The sequence below is a fragment of the Paenibacillus sp. J22R67 genome (genome assembly GCF_059692175.1).
Map to the genome: position 1 here is coordinate 1,013,378 of NZ_JCAUAX010000001.1, position 19,357 is coordinate 1,032,734.

Genomic DNA, 19,357 nt, shown 5'->3' on the forward strand with positions numbered 1-19,357 from the left:
TTAGTTATCCATTTTGCAAAGTCCACAAGACAATGTTATCCCAGAGCTTCCAGCCAGCATCCGTAGAAGTATCCTGCATCCCATTACTCCAATAGTAGTAGGATAATCGTGCTTTCACTTCATAACCGTTATCAGCTTTTGCACCTTTGTCATAGTAATAAACAGCAGCCTTCGCCTTGTCACCAGGGACTGTAGCAATGACTTTTGCTTCCTTGCCTGGAACACCATAACTGACGCCGAAGTTATCGCCGGTTTCCGTATAAACGTCTACAGTCCCCGATAAGCCTCCAGCAATCTGATGCTTACTATCGACAATATCAATCGATTTCAGCTTCTTCACAGTCGTTCCTTCCTCTTGGGAGGATAGTCCGAGATAGAACATACCATGGCTTTTCACATACACAGTTGGAATAGCAACTTCCTTCATAGCGCCTGTTTTCAAAAATTTCGAATTCGTCGTTTGACTAATGTAGATTAAATCGTACCCTTTCGTCGCATCGGCCGTGAGTTCACGATCGCTGAGGTGCGCTACGCTAAATCCCATCCCTTTCAACCGATTGGCAATCGCAACATCTTCAGCAGGAAGCGGCTCGGAATCCCTTCCCACAAGCAGCACTTTCTTCCCTTTCGGTGAAACTTCTGGTTTCTGTGCAGCCTCTGGCTGACTCGCAGCTGGAGCAGCAGTAGGCGAGGCTGGGGCTTCAGTAGCCTTAGTTGAACTAGTGGCTGCTGGCGCCTTCGTTGCATCAGCCGTAGGACTAGCTGCTTTCGTTGCTTCCACAGTTGCAGCAGGTGTGGTTGTTGCAACTGGTGTTGATGAAACTGCGGGAGTCTCTGTAGCCTTCGCCACATCCGGTGTAGCTGTTGGAGTCGCACTTGGCGTTGCAGTTGCAGTTGTAGTTACTGTTGACGTAGGAGATGTCGATACGACTGGGTCAGCCGCTTTCTCTGATGATGAACAGGCGCTCATGGTGATTGTCATAAATATGGCAATGAGCACCATTAGAAAACGTTTCATGGATTGGGTCACTCCTTTTTCAATGTGGAATGAAAGGCCCCTCCAAGGATCGGATGAAGGAGCCGATGGCTGAATTATTGGGCAGCTTTCTCAGTTTGAATCGCTTTCGTTGCAGATTCTTCAATCATACGCAGAGCGGTTACGGAATCCTTGGATTCCCCGAAGATTAGAGGCTGGAACACGCCGTGCACCGGCACATCAATGTAAGTTAAGCCTGAAGCGCGAGCCGCCGGCGGCATAGCGTTCTTACCGTAGAAGATAGCTTGCGTATGCTTGCCTTGCATTTGCGGCAAGTTTTTACCGAAAGCTTCTTGTACTTTCTGCGTTTGCAGCGGTCCGATAATGCCTTCCTTCGCGAAATTGATTTGCATTTCCTCGGAGAGCAGATACTGGATGACTTGGAAAGCTTGGTCTTTCTTGGTCGACTGTTTCGTAATATACGCTGAGTATAGATTTGGCTGAGCTTTGACGCCTGGCGCATCAGCAAAGGATGGCATAGCAGCGATATCAAAGTTCAAGTTTTTGTTTTGCTCGTACCACTGAACGATCTTTTCCGTCACGTGAACACTCATCGCCATTTTTCCTTTTGGGAAATCATCGACGGATGTAAATTGGTTGGCTGGAATTTCGTAGAAGCGTCTTAAGTTGTCAACTTCCTTCTTCCAGCCTGGTGTATTCATTTCTGCCTTGTCTTCCGTCAAGCTGAGAGGTGACAGTGAAAGCTGATTGTAAGACATATACAAACCAGGATGCTGTTGATAGCCCTTGTAGGTGTTTTCACCTTCTACACGGGTCAGCTTTTTAGCTAATTCATATATTTCATCGTACGTCATTCCGTCTTTCGGATAATCAACACCGAACTTATCAAAAATATCTTTGTTATAGAAAAGTACGAAATCACTTAACTGGAAAGGCAGACCATAAATTTTCCCTTCCGGCGTGATGTTCTTCATTTGCGTCATTGCCGCAGGATTCAATGCACTCGTGTCGAAATTGTACTTTTTGATCAAGTCCGTCATGTCATACTGCAGATCGTTCTTCAAAATATTACGTTGCAAATTCATCCGGGCATTATCGATAATAATGTCAGGAACCGTACCGGCTGCAATCAGATCCTTGTATTGGCGGCCAGGATTATCCCACTGTACGTGCTTGAAAGTCAGATCAGGGAACTTTTTCTTGAGGTATTGTCCGACTTGCTGCTCCCAAATATCTTCTTTGGCATAAAAGGCTGGATACACGGTATAAATGAATATTTCGTTATCCGGTGATTTGTTTTCTGAGGCAACGGGCTGTTTCTCGGTTTCGGTTTGCGCAGGCTCGGACGTACAGCCTGTCAGGATGACAAATGCCGAGGTGATCGCTAAAGATGCTTTGAGAAATTTCTTCATTTTCTCTATGAACCTCCCAATCGTTATTTCAAATTTTGTATACTTTAACTTTATTACGAAATGTTTACGTTTACATTAGGGGGGTTCTCCAACATTATAGGTTGTTTGTTGCATCATTCTGAATCATGATTTACCTACTGCCCAGTGAACAGCAGCATCAAATAGCTTCCATCCATTCTCCGTCCGGTTGATTTCTTCCCCACCCGTTAAATTGAAAAACAGGCGTTTAGCTGGCAAAACTTGGCCGTTCATATTTTTCTGGCCTTTCTCGAAAGCACAAATCACGGCACGTTTGTCGTTATCCGGCGCAGAGGCGATAATAACGCCCCCCTGCGGTACTACATAGCTAATCTTTGCTTCCGACTTATAAATGTCCACACTGCCGGGTAGTCCTGCCGCAAGCTCATGTTTACTCTCTTTGATTGCAATCGCTAGGCCGGAATAGTCCCCGTAATCCGAGTCATCTTTACTGGCTAGCCCCACTTGGCCTAATATTTTGCCATTGGCATAAATCACAGGCGCAGTTGATCCGAGTAATTTATCAGCAACGCGATGAGAGCCTGCGAACGAACTGACAAAAACCAAGCCGAAATTGGCCGGCTGTTCCGGCGTAAGTTCCTTGTCGGACATCAAGGTAGCCTCAAACCCAAGCTCCTTGAAATGCTTCATCACGATTCGATCGTTTGCGCTGTCTGTGCCGACAAAAAGTACTTTCTTCTCATTCCCATTCCCTTTTGCATTCCCATTCCCAGCATCTTTCTGTGTTGGCACTGAACAGGCTGCGCTTGTAAAAATAAGGGCTACTAAGATTAAGTAGGAAAACAACCGTTTCATTAACTCCCTACCTCCTTCAAGAATTAACGTTATTTTGTCTCTTGCACCCAGCGGACTGCGGCATCAAACAGCTTCCATCCATCATCAGTTTGATTGATTTCCTCACCTGTCATCATGTAATAAAAAACCTCACGTGCAGCAACCGTTTTCCCTTTCACATTCGTCATGCCTTTGTCGTAAGCAAAAATGGTCGCCTTCATTTCATCATTGGGTACAGTAGCTATGACGATTGCGTCTTTGCCTGGCGTCGCCCAACTCATCTTCCCATTATCTTTGTAGACATCCACATTGTTTTGCAGACCCGCTGCCAGTGCGTGCTGACTGTTGCGGATTTGAATCGTCTTGACCGCATTGTTGCCTTCCAGTTGGCCATTCATGTCAACATCCGTCATGCCCGTATCACCGGAAATTTGCGGTTCGTCGTAGATGACAGGCACCGGAATTGCGACAAATTTGTCTTTAATTTTCCCTGAATTCACTGACTCGCTGACGAAAATTAAAGAGAATCCGTTCGCTTTCTCGGTGGTCACTTCTTTATCGGAAACCACGGTAACGTTCATCCCGTGTTTTTCTTTGAAGCGCTTGATCACAATCCCGTCTCCACCGCCTTCTTGGCCGACAAAAAGCACACTTTTCCCATTGTTCTGCGATTTGGCTGCTGCGCTGGCCGCTGGTTGGTTGGATACCGATACAGGATGACTAGTGACCGAGCTGCAAGCGGAGAGCGTAAAAACCATACAGGCCATGATCGCTGCATTTACTTTTTTCATAGACGGACTTCCTCCCTGTCAGGAATGTTTATTTTTGTCCATTCTGAGCTGCCCACTGAACAGCTGCATCCAAAAGTTTAAAGCCGTCCTCGGTTTGATTCATTTCTTCCCCTGCACTCAAATAAAAGAACACCTGCCGGGACGGAACGGGCTCGTTGTTAATGTTTTTCGCCCCTTTCTCATAGGCAAAAACAGCCGCTTTCTTATCATCCCCGGGCGCTGTTACGATCGTAACAGCCTCTTTGCCCGGTATGGCGTATCCAATTTTTCCATCATTTTTGTAAACCGCTACTTGATCTTTAAATCCAGCAGCCATCGGATGTTTGCTGTCTTTGATTTGAACGGTTTTCGCCGCGCTGAGCTCATTGTAATCAAGCAGCCCCGTTAACGCTGAAAGACTAGCCACTTGAGGTTTGGCATAGACAACAGGCACCTTAGAGCCTTTAAGCTGAGCATCGATTCTGGAGGAATTGACAGTAGGACTGACATAGACAACCCCGTAACCATTCACAAGTTCTGACTTGAATACGTTATCCGCCATATCAATGACGGTATAGCCTACCTTCTCAAAATGCTTTACCACAAAGGGATCATTGGTCCCTTCGCCTCGTTTGATATAGAGCATTTTGACCGGGCCGGCAGACGTGCTTGCCGTCGTCTGTGTTGATTTCGAACACGCCGCCAGCATGGCAATCATGACGCCAACTAAGCATATTGCGAGAAGACGTTTCATCTCTTTTTATCCTCCATTTCTATTCCACTAAGCCTGTTCGTTCTACGCCTTCTACAAACCATCGCTGCGTGAACGTGTACAAGAGAAGTGGCGGAATAATCATTAAGAACGTTGTAGACATCCGGATTGCTTCATCGTTTACGGATGGTCCGTAGGCTTCGGCTTGTTGACGCAGCGCTGATGCAATCTTTTCTATCCCGAGCGATAGAGGCGCTGTTTCAATATCAGATAAGTACATGCTCGGCAGGTAGAAGTCGTTCCATGTCCAGATGAAGGAAAACAGAAATACGACGAGAATCGCTGGTTTGGCAAGCGGCATCATGACCTTGTAAAAGATTTTAAACACGCCTGCTCCGTCGATACGGGCCGCTTCTTCCAGTTCCTTCGGCTGCGTCGAGAAGAATTGGCGGTAAATAATGACGAACAGCGCTCCTTTTAACCCCAAACCGAAAAAGGCAGGAACAATGATCGGATAAATCGTATTCAGGAGACCTAACTGTCTGGCATAAATAATATTAGGCAAGATCGTAACCTGCATAGGCACAATAAAGGTTAGCATCAGGAAAAAAAACAGCACCCGCTTAAACGGGATTTTCAATCTAGCAAAAGCGTAACCGGTTACTGCGCACGAGAGTGTTTGCAAGATCGAGACCGAAAGTGACAGCCCTAGGCTGATGCCCAGCGCCTTGGGATAATTCATCCACTCCCAAGCCTCTTGAAGGTTCCCGAGATAGATTGTTCTCGGGAACCAGTTGACGGCAGGATCGAGCAAGTCGTCTGCATTTTTGACCATGGTCGCTATCATATGCAGGATTGGTTTCAAATAAATGTAAGCCGTATCCAGTAGGATCAAATAGATGAACAGCTTAAACAGCAGACCTTTATCCGCTTCTCTCCCGATAACGGCATAGCGGATCTTGCTGAGCAGTTGCAGCATGCCGACTGTCTGCTCTTCTTTCAATTTGATACGAAACATAGCGTCATCCCTCCTGTCGTAAACTTGTTAAGCGCGATGTGACTTTGTCACTCTGGCGAAAATGATGAATAGGATCGCCAAGAAAAAGGCGATGATCATGAAGTAGATCCAAAACAATGCGCTGTATTGTCCATACTCGCTTTCCCTTACCTTCGACAAAATCGGATTGGTTGGAAAAGTAAACAGATCAACCACCGTATAAATCAAATTGAGGAAAATAAACGGTGTCATGGCAGGGAGCGTAATTTTCCAGAACGTCTCCCATGGACCTGCGCCATCAATGCGGGCTGCTTCATAGGCGGAATTCGAGATCGTCTGTCTGCCGCCAAGGAAGATCATAATTTGAACGCCGGAGTACCACAGAATAAGGACGAACGAGTTCAGAATGGATATCAGCGGGTCTGACCAAGTGGCGGATAAGTTAGCCTGGATAAGGCCTGAAATGTTAAATTTGGACATAAAGCCGAGATCGCCTTCGCCCTGCGTCAGAAATTCCTTCACGACCTCTCCTGTCGCCAAAATAACGGGCAGAAAGAAGATAGCGCGAAAAAATGTACGACCCGGAAATTTCTGATTCAAAATAATAGCAATTAATAGGGCGAAAATGACAATGATCGGAATCATAAAAAGTGCTTGGCGCAGGAACGGCAGCAATTGATTGTACAGCAGGCTCCCGTTCTCAAACAGAATGTACTTGTAATGTGTCCATCCGATGTAACGGGTCGTCGTCTTGGTTGCGGTTATCTTTACATCCTGGAAGCTCATAAATAAGGAATAGCCAATCGGGAACGCCATAAAGAAGATAAAACCGATGAACCATGGAGCTATGAACAGCGTTCCTTCCAGATATTCGATCAGGGATGACCTTATTCTCGCTCTACGATTCATTTGCCTCCCCCTCCTCGAATGACAACAAAGTTGTGTGCCGGTACGATCAAATCCCCGCTCCGGTATTCTGTCAAATTATAGTTAACGATAATTCTTTTTCCGTTCGAATACGTTGTTTCTTTCACACCTTCAGCAAGCTTCTGATGTCCGGTAATAAACTGATCCTGCACATCACCGAGCGCTTCGTTATATCGCTTATACTGTTCGGATGCGAAATTCTCCCAATCTGGGTAATACGTGTTGTAGAAGCGCAAGCCGTAGGAGTTCACGTATTTTTTCGTTTCAGCTTTCGTGAATACGAAGGATGGTGCCGCCCCATATTCGATATCCCGTAAGAAATCGTTCACATCCTCTTGACGGTTGTTTACATATTCGGATGAATAGGAAACTAATCCGTGTGTAGCAATCTGGGCGAATGGCACCGATTCATCGGAGAATAAGTCATAGGAATTGTCATAAACCATGCCTCTGATGTAATTGATATGTGGCAGTGCGTAGACATTCGATTTATCTCCCTGTACACCGCCAAGCGTATCCTTGATCTTTTGTAAAATCCGTTCTTGAATTTTACGGGCATCATTTCTTGAAGATCCGTACTCTGAGTTGTAATCGTTGTACAGCCTCTGGCCCAGCAATCCAACAGCAAGTCCGTCGACGCCCATGGCTTTATAGGTAGGCAAATCGTTATCCACCATCTGTTCGATGTATTTATCGCTGACGACTGGCGTTCTCTCTCGGTTGAACAAGGGGCTCTGCATAAGCGTCCGGCCCGCTAAGTTAACCATCGCGTTAAACTTCTCATCGAACCCGCCGCCATTTGTATTATTAAGCGAATACTGTGCTTCCAAATACACCGGATAACCAAGTCCATGTGCGTGATCGATGAATGCCTTCATGCCGGAGTCTCCGCCAATGCGGGAATCGACCGGGAACGTTTGGCCAAAGGAGCTGTAGCCGCCTTTTTGCCAGCCTGTGTACGTGAGTGACATATTGTTTATTCCCTTGTCATGCAGGGAATTGATAATTTGAATACCTTCGCTCGTCGTTGTCAAATTGAGGTAGCGGTCACTGATGACCCCTTTTTCCCGATCGGCTCCGATGATATTCGTATACAGCGGTATATTCGGGTCTTTGACCGTAACCGGCTTGACTGCTTTTTCCTTCATTAGATATTGGCGGTAGGCTTCTGCCATGCCAACGTAATCTGTCTTCTTTTCGTCCAACATATAATAACGAACAGAACGATCGCTCCCAAATATCTGATCCCGATCATAATCGACGTATCCCCACGAATCAGGGACGTTCGTATTTCTTGTTGTAAACTGCAAGAAGCTGGAACGATAATTCATTTGTGCCCCAATCCAATTGTAATTACTTAGGACACCTGCGGGAGCGGCGACAACGTCGGCATACTCGTCGCCATCGTGCACGACAGCCAGAAACCCTTTCGACCCCGATTTCATACCGAAGACCGGCATCATGACTTTATTTCGGTTGTTATTGATACCTGGGAATGCGATATCTTGGCCATATGTTAATTCATCATAGATTTTGTTGACATTTAATTGATTCTCTTTGAATTTCACCAAGGCTCCTGCGCCGTCTGGAATAAATAAGTACCCATCTTGACCATCTGTGTACTCCGCTCCTAAGAACGGATACGGTCTCACCCAGACGAGACCCATTTTGGTTTCCTTAACGCCTTCCTGGATGATTTTCGTCTCAACATAATCCTGATCGACCGTTACCTGAACAGGAATCGTGAAGCCTGTAACCGGGAATTCATAGGCAAGCTTGAAGCCGCCAGGAATCGTTTGAATATCCTTGATTTTGCCGCCTTCCGCCGCCAGATTCGTCTCTTTGGCCTGCAAAATATTTTTGGAGAAATCCACATATTGGACCATCAGCGGTGAGGCCAAATGCTTTTTCCAGGTCTCCGAAATCTTCTCTTTCGCCCAATATTTCGGATCTGGGAAGGAGCGGTATACATTACCATTCCGTTTGTCTTCGACAATAAAATGTCCCGTCTTTTCGTCCATTTTCAGTCTTAACGTATCGGACTCCGCTACCTGTTTAAAATCGGTATCGAGCGGCAGTTTGGCGGGAATACTCGCTGCTTCAGTCGTTGTATTTTGCTGCACCGCTTGCGAAACGCGATGTTCCGAATCCTTGAACTCAAATTTGGCACGGGTCAGGAAGATGACAGCGGCCGCCAAGATCAGGATGGTAACGATGATGGCTGTTTTATTTGTTTGGATCATCCGGATCATCTCAAGGTCACCTCCTGATACATCTGATAAAGTAGCGATCCGAGATCGCTGGTAAGTCCCATAATGATGAAAATCAGCACACCGATGACAAGCATCGTACATAGTGTGAGGAAAACATTCATAATCGTTTCACCAAACGTGTAATTATGGACGTTCTGAATTTTCCAGAAAATGAGCAATCCAATCCATACGGTCATCGCATTCCCCACGAAATGATAGATCGATGCCTCGGACATCGTCATTACATTAGATACAAAGGCAAGCGGGATGCCAATAGCTATATAAGGTAAGAGTGCATAAGCGCTGCCGATGAAAATGTGTTTGAATCGCCCCTCGCCCCGATAAATCGAGCTGACCAGGTAGTTAGCGACAATCCAAGCAATCCATACGATGAAAAATTGCGTGAACGTAGAGTAAATATCCACAAAGGTCTTCGGATTAAAAGCAAAGCTAGTCGCGAATTGACTGATGATCAGGGACACGTAAACACCAAGCAGAACGATACTGGCGCTCAAGTAGCTGCCTTTGTTCTCATAGTGGATCGCTGAGAAACCGTCAATCGGATGCTTTAAAACATGCAGCGCAAGCCTTAAATTCGAGAGGAAACGGTTCTGACTCTTCGGTCGATTGCGCCATCTAATCCGAAATTCACGCTTGGCGGTGAGTTTATCGGCTGCGGTGTATAGGATAACGCAGAGCAGCATGACACTCGCTATCCAGGAGAAATTGCTCTGCAGCCACAGCATTCTGATTTGCCAAAAGGAATCGGAGTACCCTTGTTGATCTCCCGCTTCTTTGAACAAATCTTTGGCTGCCTCATATTGTTCTTTCTTAAAGGCTGACTTCGCAAGTCCCAGATAAGCTGGGGCGAACTGTCCATTTAAACGAAGCACTTCTTTCCATGGCAGCTCGCTATCCTCATAACGGCCAGCTAGCGTAAGCTGGTTGGCTTGGTCTACCTTTTGTCCAAATTCCGATAACCGGAATACTTGTACAATATTTTCCTGATCGTCTAGGACAAACATTTCGTTCCTTTCATTAACGTCAAGCGCCACTGGACTTTTCAGCAGTCCGACTTGCGAGGAACCGATCGCGGATGCTCCGCCCCAGAAGTACAATAAATTACCTGATGCATCGTAATGGCTAATATATTTGTTCTGTTGATCCACGACAATCATATTGCCGCTTTGATCGACGGCGACATCACTTAGTTGAGGACCCGTCATGATCCCCTCCGCCGGAACGTCCCATGGGGCTGTTTCACCGAACGGTTTCGAGGAGCTGCGCAGCAGATTATCGCCTTTTACATTTAACTTTTTCAATTGATTCGTTGTCGCTGTTCCACCTGTTACGGTGAAAATATAGCCGTTTTTGTCCGTCGCTACACTGTTGATCGGCTCTGGCCTTTTGGCGACCTCATTGGCGTACATTTTCTTGGTGTATAACATTCTTTTTAAAGCATCTAACGGGGAAATCGCCGTGCCGTTGGCACCGAAGAAACCTTGAAACTTGCCTTTCGGATCAAGCATCACGAGCCCTTCATAGCTGCCATGCACGGCGATATACATAAATTCACGTTCATCGACCATAACCTTGGCCGGATCGAAAACAAAAGTATCGGGAATGTACCGCGATTCCGGCCGTTTATACTCTTGCATGACCTTGCCGTTGGCATCCAGCTTAAGCACTCTTTTATTACCTGTGTCAGCAACATAGATACTGCCGTCCTTGGTCACGAAGACACCTTCAGGTTTATTAAAAGGACTCTCCGGCAGTGTAATATAACGCAAGAGCTGTCCGGATTCTGTCATATGCACGATGCGGTTGTTGCCTGTATCCGCGATATAAACCTCACTTTTCGCATCGATAAAGATGTCCTTGGGGTTTTTCATCGGTGAAACCACCTGAACCGTTTTGTTGCCTGGATCTGGCGCCATCAGATTTTGCCCGATTACCCCCAGCGGAAAGTACGCCGGCTGAAGATAAATTAAATTCCCCCGGCTGTCTTTGGTATACGTGGAGTATTTCACCGAGGCGACTGTAGTCGCAGGCAATAATGCGGCGCATAAGAGGAAGAACGATAAAACTAGCCCCCACTTATGGATTTTCATGCTCAAACCTCCGTTCCCATCTCTCTGTGTATAATGTAATTCGCCCAAACAAGCCATAAGGGCTCAGCTTATAGTCACTAGTAAAATGCCCACCTTCTTTGCGGAAAGACGCCCAACTAGTTGTCAGTGTATCGCCCGACGCCTGATGGAAAGGTCCCAGCATGTTGCGCGGGCTTCCCATGACTTCCACTTCCAAGCGGTTCACTCCCTCGTGAAGCTGCTTCGTCAAATCAAGACGGTTTGCGCTCCGCCAAGGCACATGTCCCGCTGTTTGCCCGTTCACCCGTACCTCAATGGTAACCGCGGCATAATCGCCAAGCTCCAATACCAACCGGCTATCCACCTTATTTTCCACCTGAATGTCAAAATGATAGATCATGCTGCCGCAGTAGTGAGGATATCCTTGCTCGCACCAATCACCGAAAGCCAAGGTCTCGGGCTCGGTCACAATGCTCCTTGAAGCATCTACGCCAAACTGTCCAATCAAATAAATATCTTCCACTTCCATGTGGTTTACATAGTTGCAAGCTAAGATCAACTCGTTCTCTCCAGCTTTCAAGCCGGACAAAAGCACTTGATCAAACGACCGGTCAAGAAACCACCCGTCAGACCTATTGGCGACTGGTTCACCGTTAAGGCTGATCTCGTACTGTTCCGCAGACTCCACAACCAGATACACGGCTTCTTGCGGCACTTCCGTCACTTGAAAAGAAAATCGGAATGCGACCGGCTTTCCATCTTCCGGATGGGGCTCGTGAATCCATTTATACCTTTGTTCAATACCATTGCCGTAAATCTGTCTCATTCCCAAAAACGTTCGAATGGCTTTCTGTGCCTGCCATACCTCCATCTCTTGCGACCAATCACTATTTTCGATGCGGTATGAGCACATATCCAGCGTTAGCACATTCGGCATCGTCCGCGTGAACTTGCAGACAGGACCTAACGCCTGTAGACCTAACACCTGCGCGCTGGCTTCCTCTTTGCTCGCAACATGGGGAGCATTCTTATGCCATATGTACAATTTGGAATCCGCTGGACCGAATACCTCATCGAAACAGATGTACCCATCACGATGGCTGGTCTCAACAGCGCTTATTTCACCTGTCAAAGCCTTCCATTCTTCCATGTATCCTGGCTCTTCCAAGGCAACTCCGATCCTAACGCGATGTTCACGCTCGCGGTCGTTATTGACGACGAACAGTGCATAACGATCCCCCATATCTCTGAGCATATACAGGCAGGCAGCGGTTTCTTCAGCTTCTGCGCTCATTATGCTGACTTGGCGTGTCAGTATGTGTTCTAGTGCTTGGACGGCCCCAGCCGAATCCCTAACGAGAACCATGTTCGGATGATCATAGAGATCAGCTAGACGTTTCGTCGCTCTGCCTTCGAGCATTTCCGGGCGGGGTCCGACAGCGACAGCTTTGCCGCCAGCTTCAAGGAACTCCACTAACAACTGGAAAGTGCTGCTAAGCATCGTCCGAATTTCCGGGATGACGACTACTTGATACTCGGCCTTATGTATAGCGATCTTACTTCCGTGAATAGCTCCGGTTTCCGCCATGATGGTTTCATCGCCTAGATCGAAATCATAGTGCGCCCTCAGCAGCTCACCAAGAAAAGCGTTGAATTCGTGCCCATACCGGTTCGTATCGGAGACATCACGGTCCTTGCCTCGGGCAGGAAACCCGTAAGGTCCCGTGCCTACCATACTCCATGCGGTGGATGCCGGATGAAGAACTAACACGTCGCGTACCGGGCTGCCTTCTGTCAAAACCGCAGACAATCTGGCAAAATAATTTTCCATTACTAAATTGTATTTCCACCAGCTGGTGTTGTAATTAAAGACAGGGGGATAATCCCGCTTCCGACAGCCTTTGATTGAGTAAAGCGACAAGTGCTGCGACCTCAGATTGACCCCAAGAACAAATTGGAAATCTCCAATCCATCTCTGCCCTTCAAAAGTGAAACCCCAGCCCGTACAACCATAGGTTTCGGTCAGAACGAACTTTCTCCCGTATTGGTTGGCAACGCTGGTACACTGCTTCACCGTTATATATTCGTTTGTTTGCTCATTCAACATGTCGATGCCCGGCACGTGCTGATAGCGGTAATTGGGCATGACCGCCCCGCAAACGCGAGTGGCTGTGCCCAAATTATTTTCCCAGAGAAAATGCCCGGTGAAAGCAAGCCCGTTGTTATCGCACCACTGGCCGATTTGCTTTGCGTAGGATTCGCTGAATCGTTCAGATATCGTCCGCCAATAATCGTGACGCGCTTCCGAAGAGCGTTCCCCATTGAAATATAAGTAGGGAACTAGATCGAGCAGGTCATATCCGCGTTTCTCCTGAAAATAGGCTGGGAAAGACCAGCTCCAGGGAATCCAGCCTCGCCCCTCGGTAAATTTACAATGACGGTCATGAAGGCTCGGCTCGTCAGTAAAAACGCCGCGAACGGTTTGGCCAAAATGTTCGCCTACTACCTTTTTGTAAGCCTCGTAGGTAATGTCGATGAACGCTTCAACCGATTCCGGATTCAATTGATCCGGAGGTGCCTCATTATTGAACCAGGCACTCCGTTCGGAAATTTCAACCCGGAAGAGCAGCAGCACTTCATCATTTCCTAATTCTCGGCTTGCACCCGCCTGAATCCTCTCACAGCGAATCAAGTCTCTTTCGTTTATCACGGCTCTGAACAGTGCTACGATGTCGGTATCGGTGTCGTCAAAGTCCAATGAACCAATGACACCGTCTTCACCAAGTAAAGGGGGAGAGAGTACCTCTAGTGTAAGGCCCTTAGCACGGAATGCGTCGCCGCCCCTGGCCTGCACAAGTCCCCCTGCAAAGCCTGAGGGCCAACGGTCTTCATCGTAAAGCCAGGCCTGCATATCCTCCGCTTTAGCCGTTTCCACCGTGGAGCGCACCAGCTCCATCCACTCTTGACCCATGTAGACGGTTTCTAGCCCATCTCGGGAATGAATGAAAAAACCACCCATCCCTTGTTCCTTCATTTGCTTAACTTGCCGGTTCAGCTCTTCCTCCTTCAAGTCGTCATTCCAAGCCCAGAAAGGAAGCGATCTGTAGGCATTCGGAGGATTCTCAAAATGATTCCGCAATCGCTCAAGCTGGGGCGCTTCCATAAGTCTCCGCCTCCTTCATCTGCTGGAATATCGCGACGCTTTTCGGGAGTAGTTCAACTTCTCCGCTAACGATCGTGCCGCTGAGCAGCTCGATTTGTTCGCACGTCCCCACATGTATCTTGTGCACCTGATCACTATGATTCAACACAAAAGTAAAGAGGAGCTCATCTTTGTGACGCTGAATGATTTCCACGTCTTTCGGTGCTTCAAGCAGCGATGTGATCCCTTTACTAGCGCATAAATATCTCATCCATTGCTGTAAAAATGTACGGCTAGGGTCAGTTGCTGCATACCAAGCTTCTCCTTGGCCAAAGCGGTTGCGAGTCAAAGCAGGTGAATCTGCATAGTAATCGCTGCCAAAACTCGCAACAATCTCCGCCCCCTCGGGATGAACCACCTCGCACAACAAGCCGCACTCGTAGGTGCCTTGAAGCTCTCCTAAGTTCATCTGCAGTACGAGCTTGTTTTTTTGATCTGGATGCAGCGCATCAAGCTCTTCCACCCAGATGCCCAGCAGCTCACGCAGTTCACCAGGATAACCGCCTGCTGTGACGAGGTCATTTTCGTTCGCAACACCGCTGTAGAACGTTGTGAGGAAGGTGCCTCCGTTCTTCACATATCGCTCCAGCTTCTCTGCATATCCAGGTTTCACCATATATAAAACAGGAGCGACCACCAGTTCATAGGGAGTAAGATCTGTCTCCACATGAATGAAATCAACTTGAATATGATTGTCATAGAAAGCATCGTAATATTTCTGGATGTGATCGACATATTTCAAATGAGCGGAAGGTCCGCCTCCTAGCTCAACAGCCCACCAATTATCCCAGTCGAACAGGATAGCTACCTTGCTCTTCACTCGTGCATCAAGCAATCGATTGCCCAGCTGCTTAAGCTCCTGGCCAAGCTCTGTACATTCCCTGAACACACGCGTATGCTCATGCCCTGCATGATCGATTACGGCTCCATGAAATTTCTCATAGGCGCCTAGCGAACGGCGCAGCTGGAAGAACATCACTGAATCAGCGCCGCGTGCCACGGCTTGGTAGCTTCGAAGCCGCATAACGCCAGGCCTTTTGGCTGGATTGACCGTTTTCCAGTTGAGCACACTCGGCGTCTGCTCCATCAGCATGAAAGGGGCTCCGTCTTTCAAGCCCCGCATGAGATCGTAACGAAGCCCCATGTAGCTTTCGGGTGTTTGATTTTCCGGATATATATCAAGAGCGACGATGTCCAGATAAGGCGCCCATTTGAAATAATCAAGCGGCTTATAGGTCCCATTCCCCTGGAAATTGGTCGTGACGACCGCATCCGGGATGAACGATTTAATCGCGTTATATTCCATCAGATAACAGGCCAGCCAGCTGTCCGAATTAAATCGGTAATAATCGAGCGTCATTCCTTGAAACGCCGTTTGGTCGGAGTTTCCTCCAGAAAGTCCCTCGCTTAAGGCACTGGGAAGGACGATGTCTTCCCAATCATAGAAGGTGTGGCCCCAGAATCGCGTATACCAGGCCTCGTTCAGACGCTCCAGCGTGCCATAACGGCTTTTCAGCCATTCCCGAAATGCGTTCTCACAGTTATCACAATAGCAGCGAATTCCGATTTCATTGTTTACATGCCATAAAAGCAGTGCCGGATGACCCTTATATCGCTCCGCCAGCTTGTGGACCAAGGCTTCGGCATAATGTCGGAACGTAGGGCTATTAGGGCAGGAGTTATGTCTTCGGCCAAACTTTCTTTTTTTCCCATCGGTGGTTACGGTTAGAATATCCGGGTACTTCCTCGCCATCCAGGCCGGATGAGCAGCCGTCCCGGTTCCTAAACAGGCATACATCCCATTCTCGTGCAGCTTGTTCATGACCTCGTCTAACCATCCAAACTCGTACGTCTCCTCATCCGGTTGGTTGAGTGCCCACGAGAACACATTAACTGTTGCAATATCAATGCCTGCAAGCTGAAACAGCCGCATATCCTCATCCCATATGTCCTTCGGGAACTGCTCTGGGTTGTAGTCGCCGCCATACATAATTTTGGGAAATGTCCGGCTAATCATCGAATCGCCCCCTGAAGTGTTAATGGAATGTTTGCTTCGCTGTCTATACCTTCAAACGTAACTGGCTCCGGCCACCGTTTGCTCAACTGCATCGGCGATCCGTCTCTTGCCGAAAATGGCTTCAGCCGCAACTGGAAAGTCGTTTCCTTCGGATGAAGCAAATATTGATCTAACGGGGGAGCTTCCCCGCAGCTATGATTGCCAATCGGAGCCTGCTGATAATCCAGGTTCACGATCGTTTCGTTTAACCGGACTAAGTCGGTTGTATGTTTCGCACTCGCTAGATTCGCCGTGGAATAATGACTCGCGCTTACATCGAACATCGGCAATCCGCCTATAAACAATCCCGTTCCTAGCGTGTTGGTTACGGTCGCCCATCGTGCTTCCGCTTTATTCCCATGCTCCTGCGGCTTAATATAGGGAACGTATTGCTCCTGCACCGTTCCCGCGTAGACGCCAAGCCGTCCGCTTTCCTTACGGTCGATATAACATTCGTGCGGGCCAAGCCCGAACCAAGATAATCGATCGAAGGCGCCGGGCATGACCATCTGCAAGCCCAGACGTGGTAATGGAGGGAGTCCTGATCGCGGAGTCACACGGACTGACAGGAAAACATCCCCTGATCCGTAAACCGTATACACCTGACAGGTCTCAAAACAGGTGCCTAATCCCGCTGCGCCAAGCGTCGCTTTCACCGTAATTTGCGCCGCATGGTTGCCGAACGGAAGCACAGAAAACTCATTCACACGCTGTTGCAAGGCATCGTAACCGGTTTTTCTCCATTCTTTGGCTTGACGGCCATCATTATCAATGGGCGCTCGCCAAACATTGACTTTCGGGCCAGACTGCAGAAGCGGAATTCCGTTATATTCGTATGCGTTCAAGGTTCCGTTGTTTTTGTCCCAAACCATACAAAAATCATTACCGCGTACTAGCAGGCTTGAGCTCTTCTCTTCCATCCGTAAGTTGTGCATCGGCTTCACGTTCATTAGCGGTGCGCCACTCGGTACAGTGGAAAGCGGTAAATCCGCCCACGCCACTTCATGTCCATGCAACGCCCACCGTGTCTCCTGCCGCAAAGTAAACCGAATACGGAGCCAGCATTCGCCTTTCAATTGCTCATATGTCTTACTGAAAGGTACGGCAATATCGGCTTTTCCTCCCGGTGGCACATCGGTTCTCGGAAGCTCTCCCTGCTCCACAATGTCCCCATCATGCAGCAGCTGCCACGTCCCATTCAGATGATCAAGTGATAAGAAGTCGTAGCGATTCTCGATACTTACGATGCCAGATTGCATATGGACCGCACGAACCTTCACAGGCTCAATCACTTTTTTGAACTCAATCAGAGATGATTTGATCGTTCGATCCGGAAATACCAGACCGTCAATGCAAAAGTGCCCGCTGTTCGGATGATCGCCAAAATCGCCGCCATACGCGTACCACTCTTTGCCATCCTCTGTCTGCTGCCGGACTGCAAGGTCTGCCCACTCCCAGATCATGCCGCCAAGCAGCCGGGGATATTGATAAATAGCCTCCCAATATTCCTTCAAGTTGCCGGATGCATTCCCCATGGCATGCGCAAATTCGCACATGAGGAAAGGTCTTGGATCTTCCGTTTTCTCTCCTTCTTCAATCAGTGCATCCAGCGAGGGATACATGCAGCTCACAATGTCTACGACCCCAGCATCTTTGGCCCGTTCATAATGAATCGGACGAGTCGGATCTGCTGCCCGTACCCAGTCAGCCATCGCATCATGATTAGCTCCATAACCTGATTCATTCCCAAGAGACCAGATGATGATGGATGGATGATTTTTATCCCTCTCCACCATGCGGCGGGCACGGTCGACGAACGCTTCTTTCCATCGTTCATCCTGGGCGAGATGGCTTTCATTGCCAATAAAATGACAGCCATGGGTTTCGAGATCCGCTTCATCGATGACATAAAGCCCATAACTGTCGCAAAGATCAAGCCATCGTGTATCATTCGGATAATGCGATGTGCGCACGGCATTCATGTTGTGCTGCTTCATGAGGCGGATATCCTCGACCATGGCCTCCAGCGGTATGGCATATCCGAGATCGGAGTGGAACTCATTGCGGTTTACTCCTTTGAGCGTAACGGGAGTGCCGTTGATAAGAAGCCGCCCGCTTCGGATAGCTATATCGCGAAAACCAACGGAAACGCTTACAGATTCTAGCGAAACCCCTGTCTCGTCCTCCAACACCAAAACTAACGCGTATAAATACGGAACCTCCGCTGACCATTTGTGTGGAGCCGTGATGGGAATGTGCATGTTGAGCAATTTATTATCCGTTAGCGAGAAGGCATCGGTTTTTCCGGTGTAAATCATTTGGCGCTTTTCGTCCATCAGTGAAACGTTTACTGTATGGTTGTGTGCCGCTCGATTTGAAAAACATGCAACCGACATCCGAAGGCTAAGTTCTGCATCTTGCTTATTTTCACTGAAGCTGGTCTGTACAGAAACATCTTGGATATGCACATCAGGTGTTGCTTTCAAATACACGTCTCTGAAAATACCGCTTAGCCGCCATTTGTCCTGATCCTCCAAATAGCTGCCATCGCTCCATTGATAGACCTGTACGGCAACCGTGTTCTCTCCCTCTTTCAGCATTGAAGTCACGCTAAATTCGCTATGCATGTGGCTGCCTTGCCCATATCCGGCCAATATCCCATTCACCCAGACATGAAAAGCGGAATCAACACCTTCAAACACGAGGAACACTTGCCGATCCTCCCAGGTATCCGGTAGATGAAAGCTTCTACGGTAGCAGCCAGTTGGGTTATCGTTTGGAACATGCGGCGGATCAATGGGAAACGGATAATAGCTGCTGGAATAATGCGGCCGTCCAACTCCCTGCATCTGCCAATTGCCAGGAACGGGCATGGCCGACCAATCATCGGTCTTGTAAGAAGGGTCGTAGAAGTTCTCTGGCGCCTCCGACGGACTTAAAGCGTACTGAAATTTCCAGCTCCCATTTAGCGATTGGAAGTATGGCGAAAGCGCTCGCTCACCAAGAAGCGCCGTTTCTACATCTGCATATGGCATGTAACCAGTATTGGAAGGCTCCATGCTGCGCCCAAGCACCTCTAGGTTCTCCCAATCCGGAATTTCTTTCTCTCTCATCGAAATGCCCTCCTAT

At 48.1% G+C, this 19,357-nt stretch carries 12 protein-coding genes; all 12 read right to left on the reverse strand.

Annotated elements, in window-relative coordinates:
• Positions 1–4 precede the first annotated feature (4 nt).
• The gene (locus tag AC58VC_RS04645) at positions 5–1,018 is read right to left on the reverse strand and encodes a hypothetical protein (RefSeq protein ID WP_497367641.1); all 1,014 of its coding nucleotides are present in this window, start codon (positions 1,016–1,018) and stop codon (positions 5–7) included.
• Between the two features lie 74 nt (positions 1,019–1,092).
• Positions 1,093–2,409 carry an ABC transporter substrate-binding protein gene (locus AC58VC_RS04650; protein WP_497367642.1) on the reverse strand — a complete coding sequence of 439 codons (1,317 nt, stop codon included), beginning with the start codon at positions 2,407–2,409 and terminating at the stop codon, positions 1,093–1,095.
• 123 nt (positions 2,410–2,532) lie between these two features.
• A complete protein-coding gene (locus tag AC58VC_RS04655; RefSeq protein ID WP_497367643.1) occupies positions 2,533–3,243 on the reverse strand; it encodes a hypothetical protein in 711 nt (236 codons plus the stop codon).
• A 29-nt stretch (positions 3,244–3,272) separates the two neighbouring features.
• Complete coding sequence (locus tag AC58VC_RS04660) at positions 3,273–4,013, reverse strand: hypothetical protein (protein ID WP_497367644.1); 741 nt, start codon at positions 4,011–4,013, stop codon at positions 3,273–3,275.
• Between the two features lie 28 nt (positions 4,014–4,041).
• Positions 4,042–4,746 carry a hypothetical protein gene (locus AC58VC_RS04665; protein WP_497367645.1) on the reverse strand — a complete coding sequence of 235 codons (705 nt, stop codon included), beginning with the start codon at positions 4,744–4,746 and terminating at the stop codon, positions 4,042–4,044.
• Between the two features lie 19 nt (positions 4,747–4,765).
• On the reverse strand, positions 4,766–5,683 hold the full coding sequence (locus AC58VC_RS04670) for a carbohydrate ABC transporter permease (protein ID WP_497367908.1): 918 nt from the start codon (positions 5,681–5,683) through the stop codon (positions 4,766–4,768).
• 66 nt (positions 5,684–5,749) lie between these two features.
• Positions 5,750–6,610, reverse strand: coding sequence for a carbohydrate ABC transporter permease (locus tag AC58VC_RS04675; protein WP_497367646.1), 861 nt, complete (start codon positions 6,608–6,610; stop codon positions 5,750–5,752).
• Positions 6,607–8,880, reverse strand: a complete 2,274-nt coding sequence (locus AC58VC_RS04680; protein ID WP_497367647.1) for a DUF5696 domain-containing protein — start codon at positions 8,878–8,880, stop codon at positions 6,607–6,609. Before AC58VC_RS04680 ends, AC58VC_RS04675 begins: the two co-directional genes overlap by 4 nt.
• Positions 8,877–10,991 carry a YIP1 family protein gene (locus AC58VC_RS04685; RefSeq protein WP_497367648.1) on the reverse strand — a complete coding sequence of 705 codons (2,115 nt, stop codon included), beginning with the start codon at positions 10,989–10,991 and terminating at the stop codon, positions 8,877–8,879. Before AC58VC_RS04685 ends, AC58VC_RS04680 begins: the two co-directional genes overlap by 4 nt.
• Complete coding sequence (locus AC58VC_RS04690) at positions 10,978–14,133, reverse strand: glycosyl hydrolase (RefSeq protein ID WP_497367649.1); 3,156 nt, start codon at positions 14,131–14,133, stop codon at positions 10,978–10,980. The genes AC58VC_RS04685 and AC58VC_RS04690 overlap by 14 nt, the downstream gene beginning before the upstream one ends.
• Entirely contained in the window at positions 14,114–16,189 is a 2,076-nt protein-coding gene (locus AC58VC_RS04695; protein ID WP_497367650.1) for a beta-galactosidase, read from the reverse strand. Before AC58VC_RS04695 ends, AC58VC_RS04690 begins: the two co-directional genes overlap by 20 nt.
• Positions 16,186–19,341, reverse strand: coding sequence for a beta-galactosidase, LacZ type (gene lacZ, locus AC58VC_RS04700; RefSeq protein ID WP_497367651.1), 3,156 nt, complete (start codon positions 19,339–19,341; stop codon positions 16,186–16,188). Before lacZ ends, AC58VC_RS04695 begins: the two co-directional genes overlap by 4 nt.
• Positions 19,342–19,357: the final 16 nt, after the last annotated feature.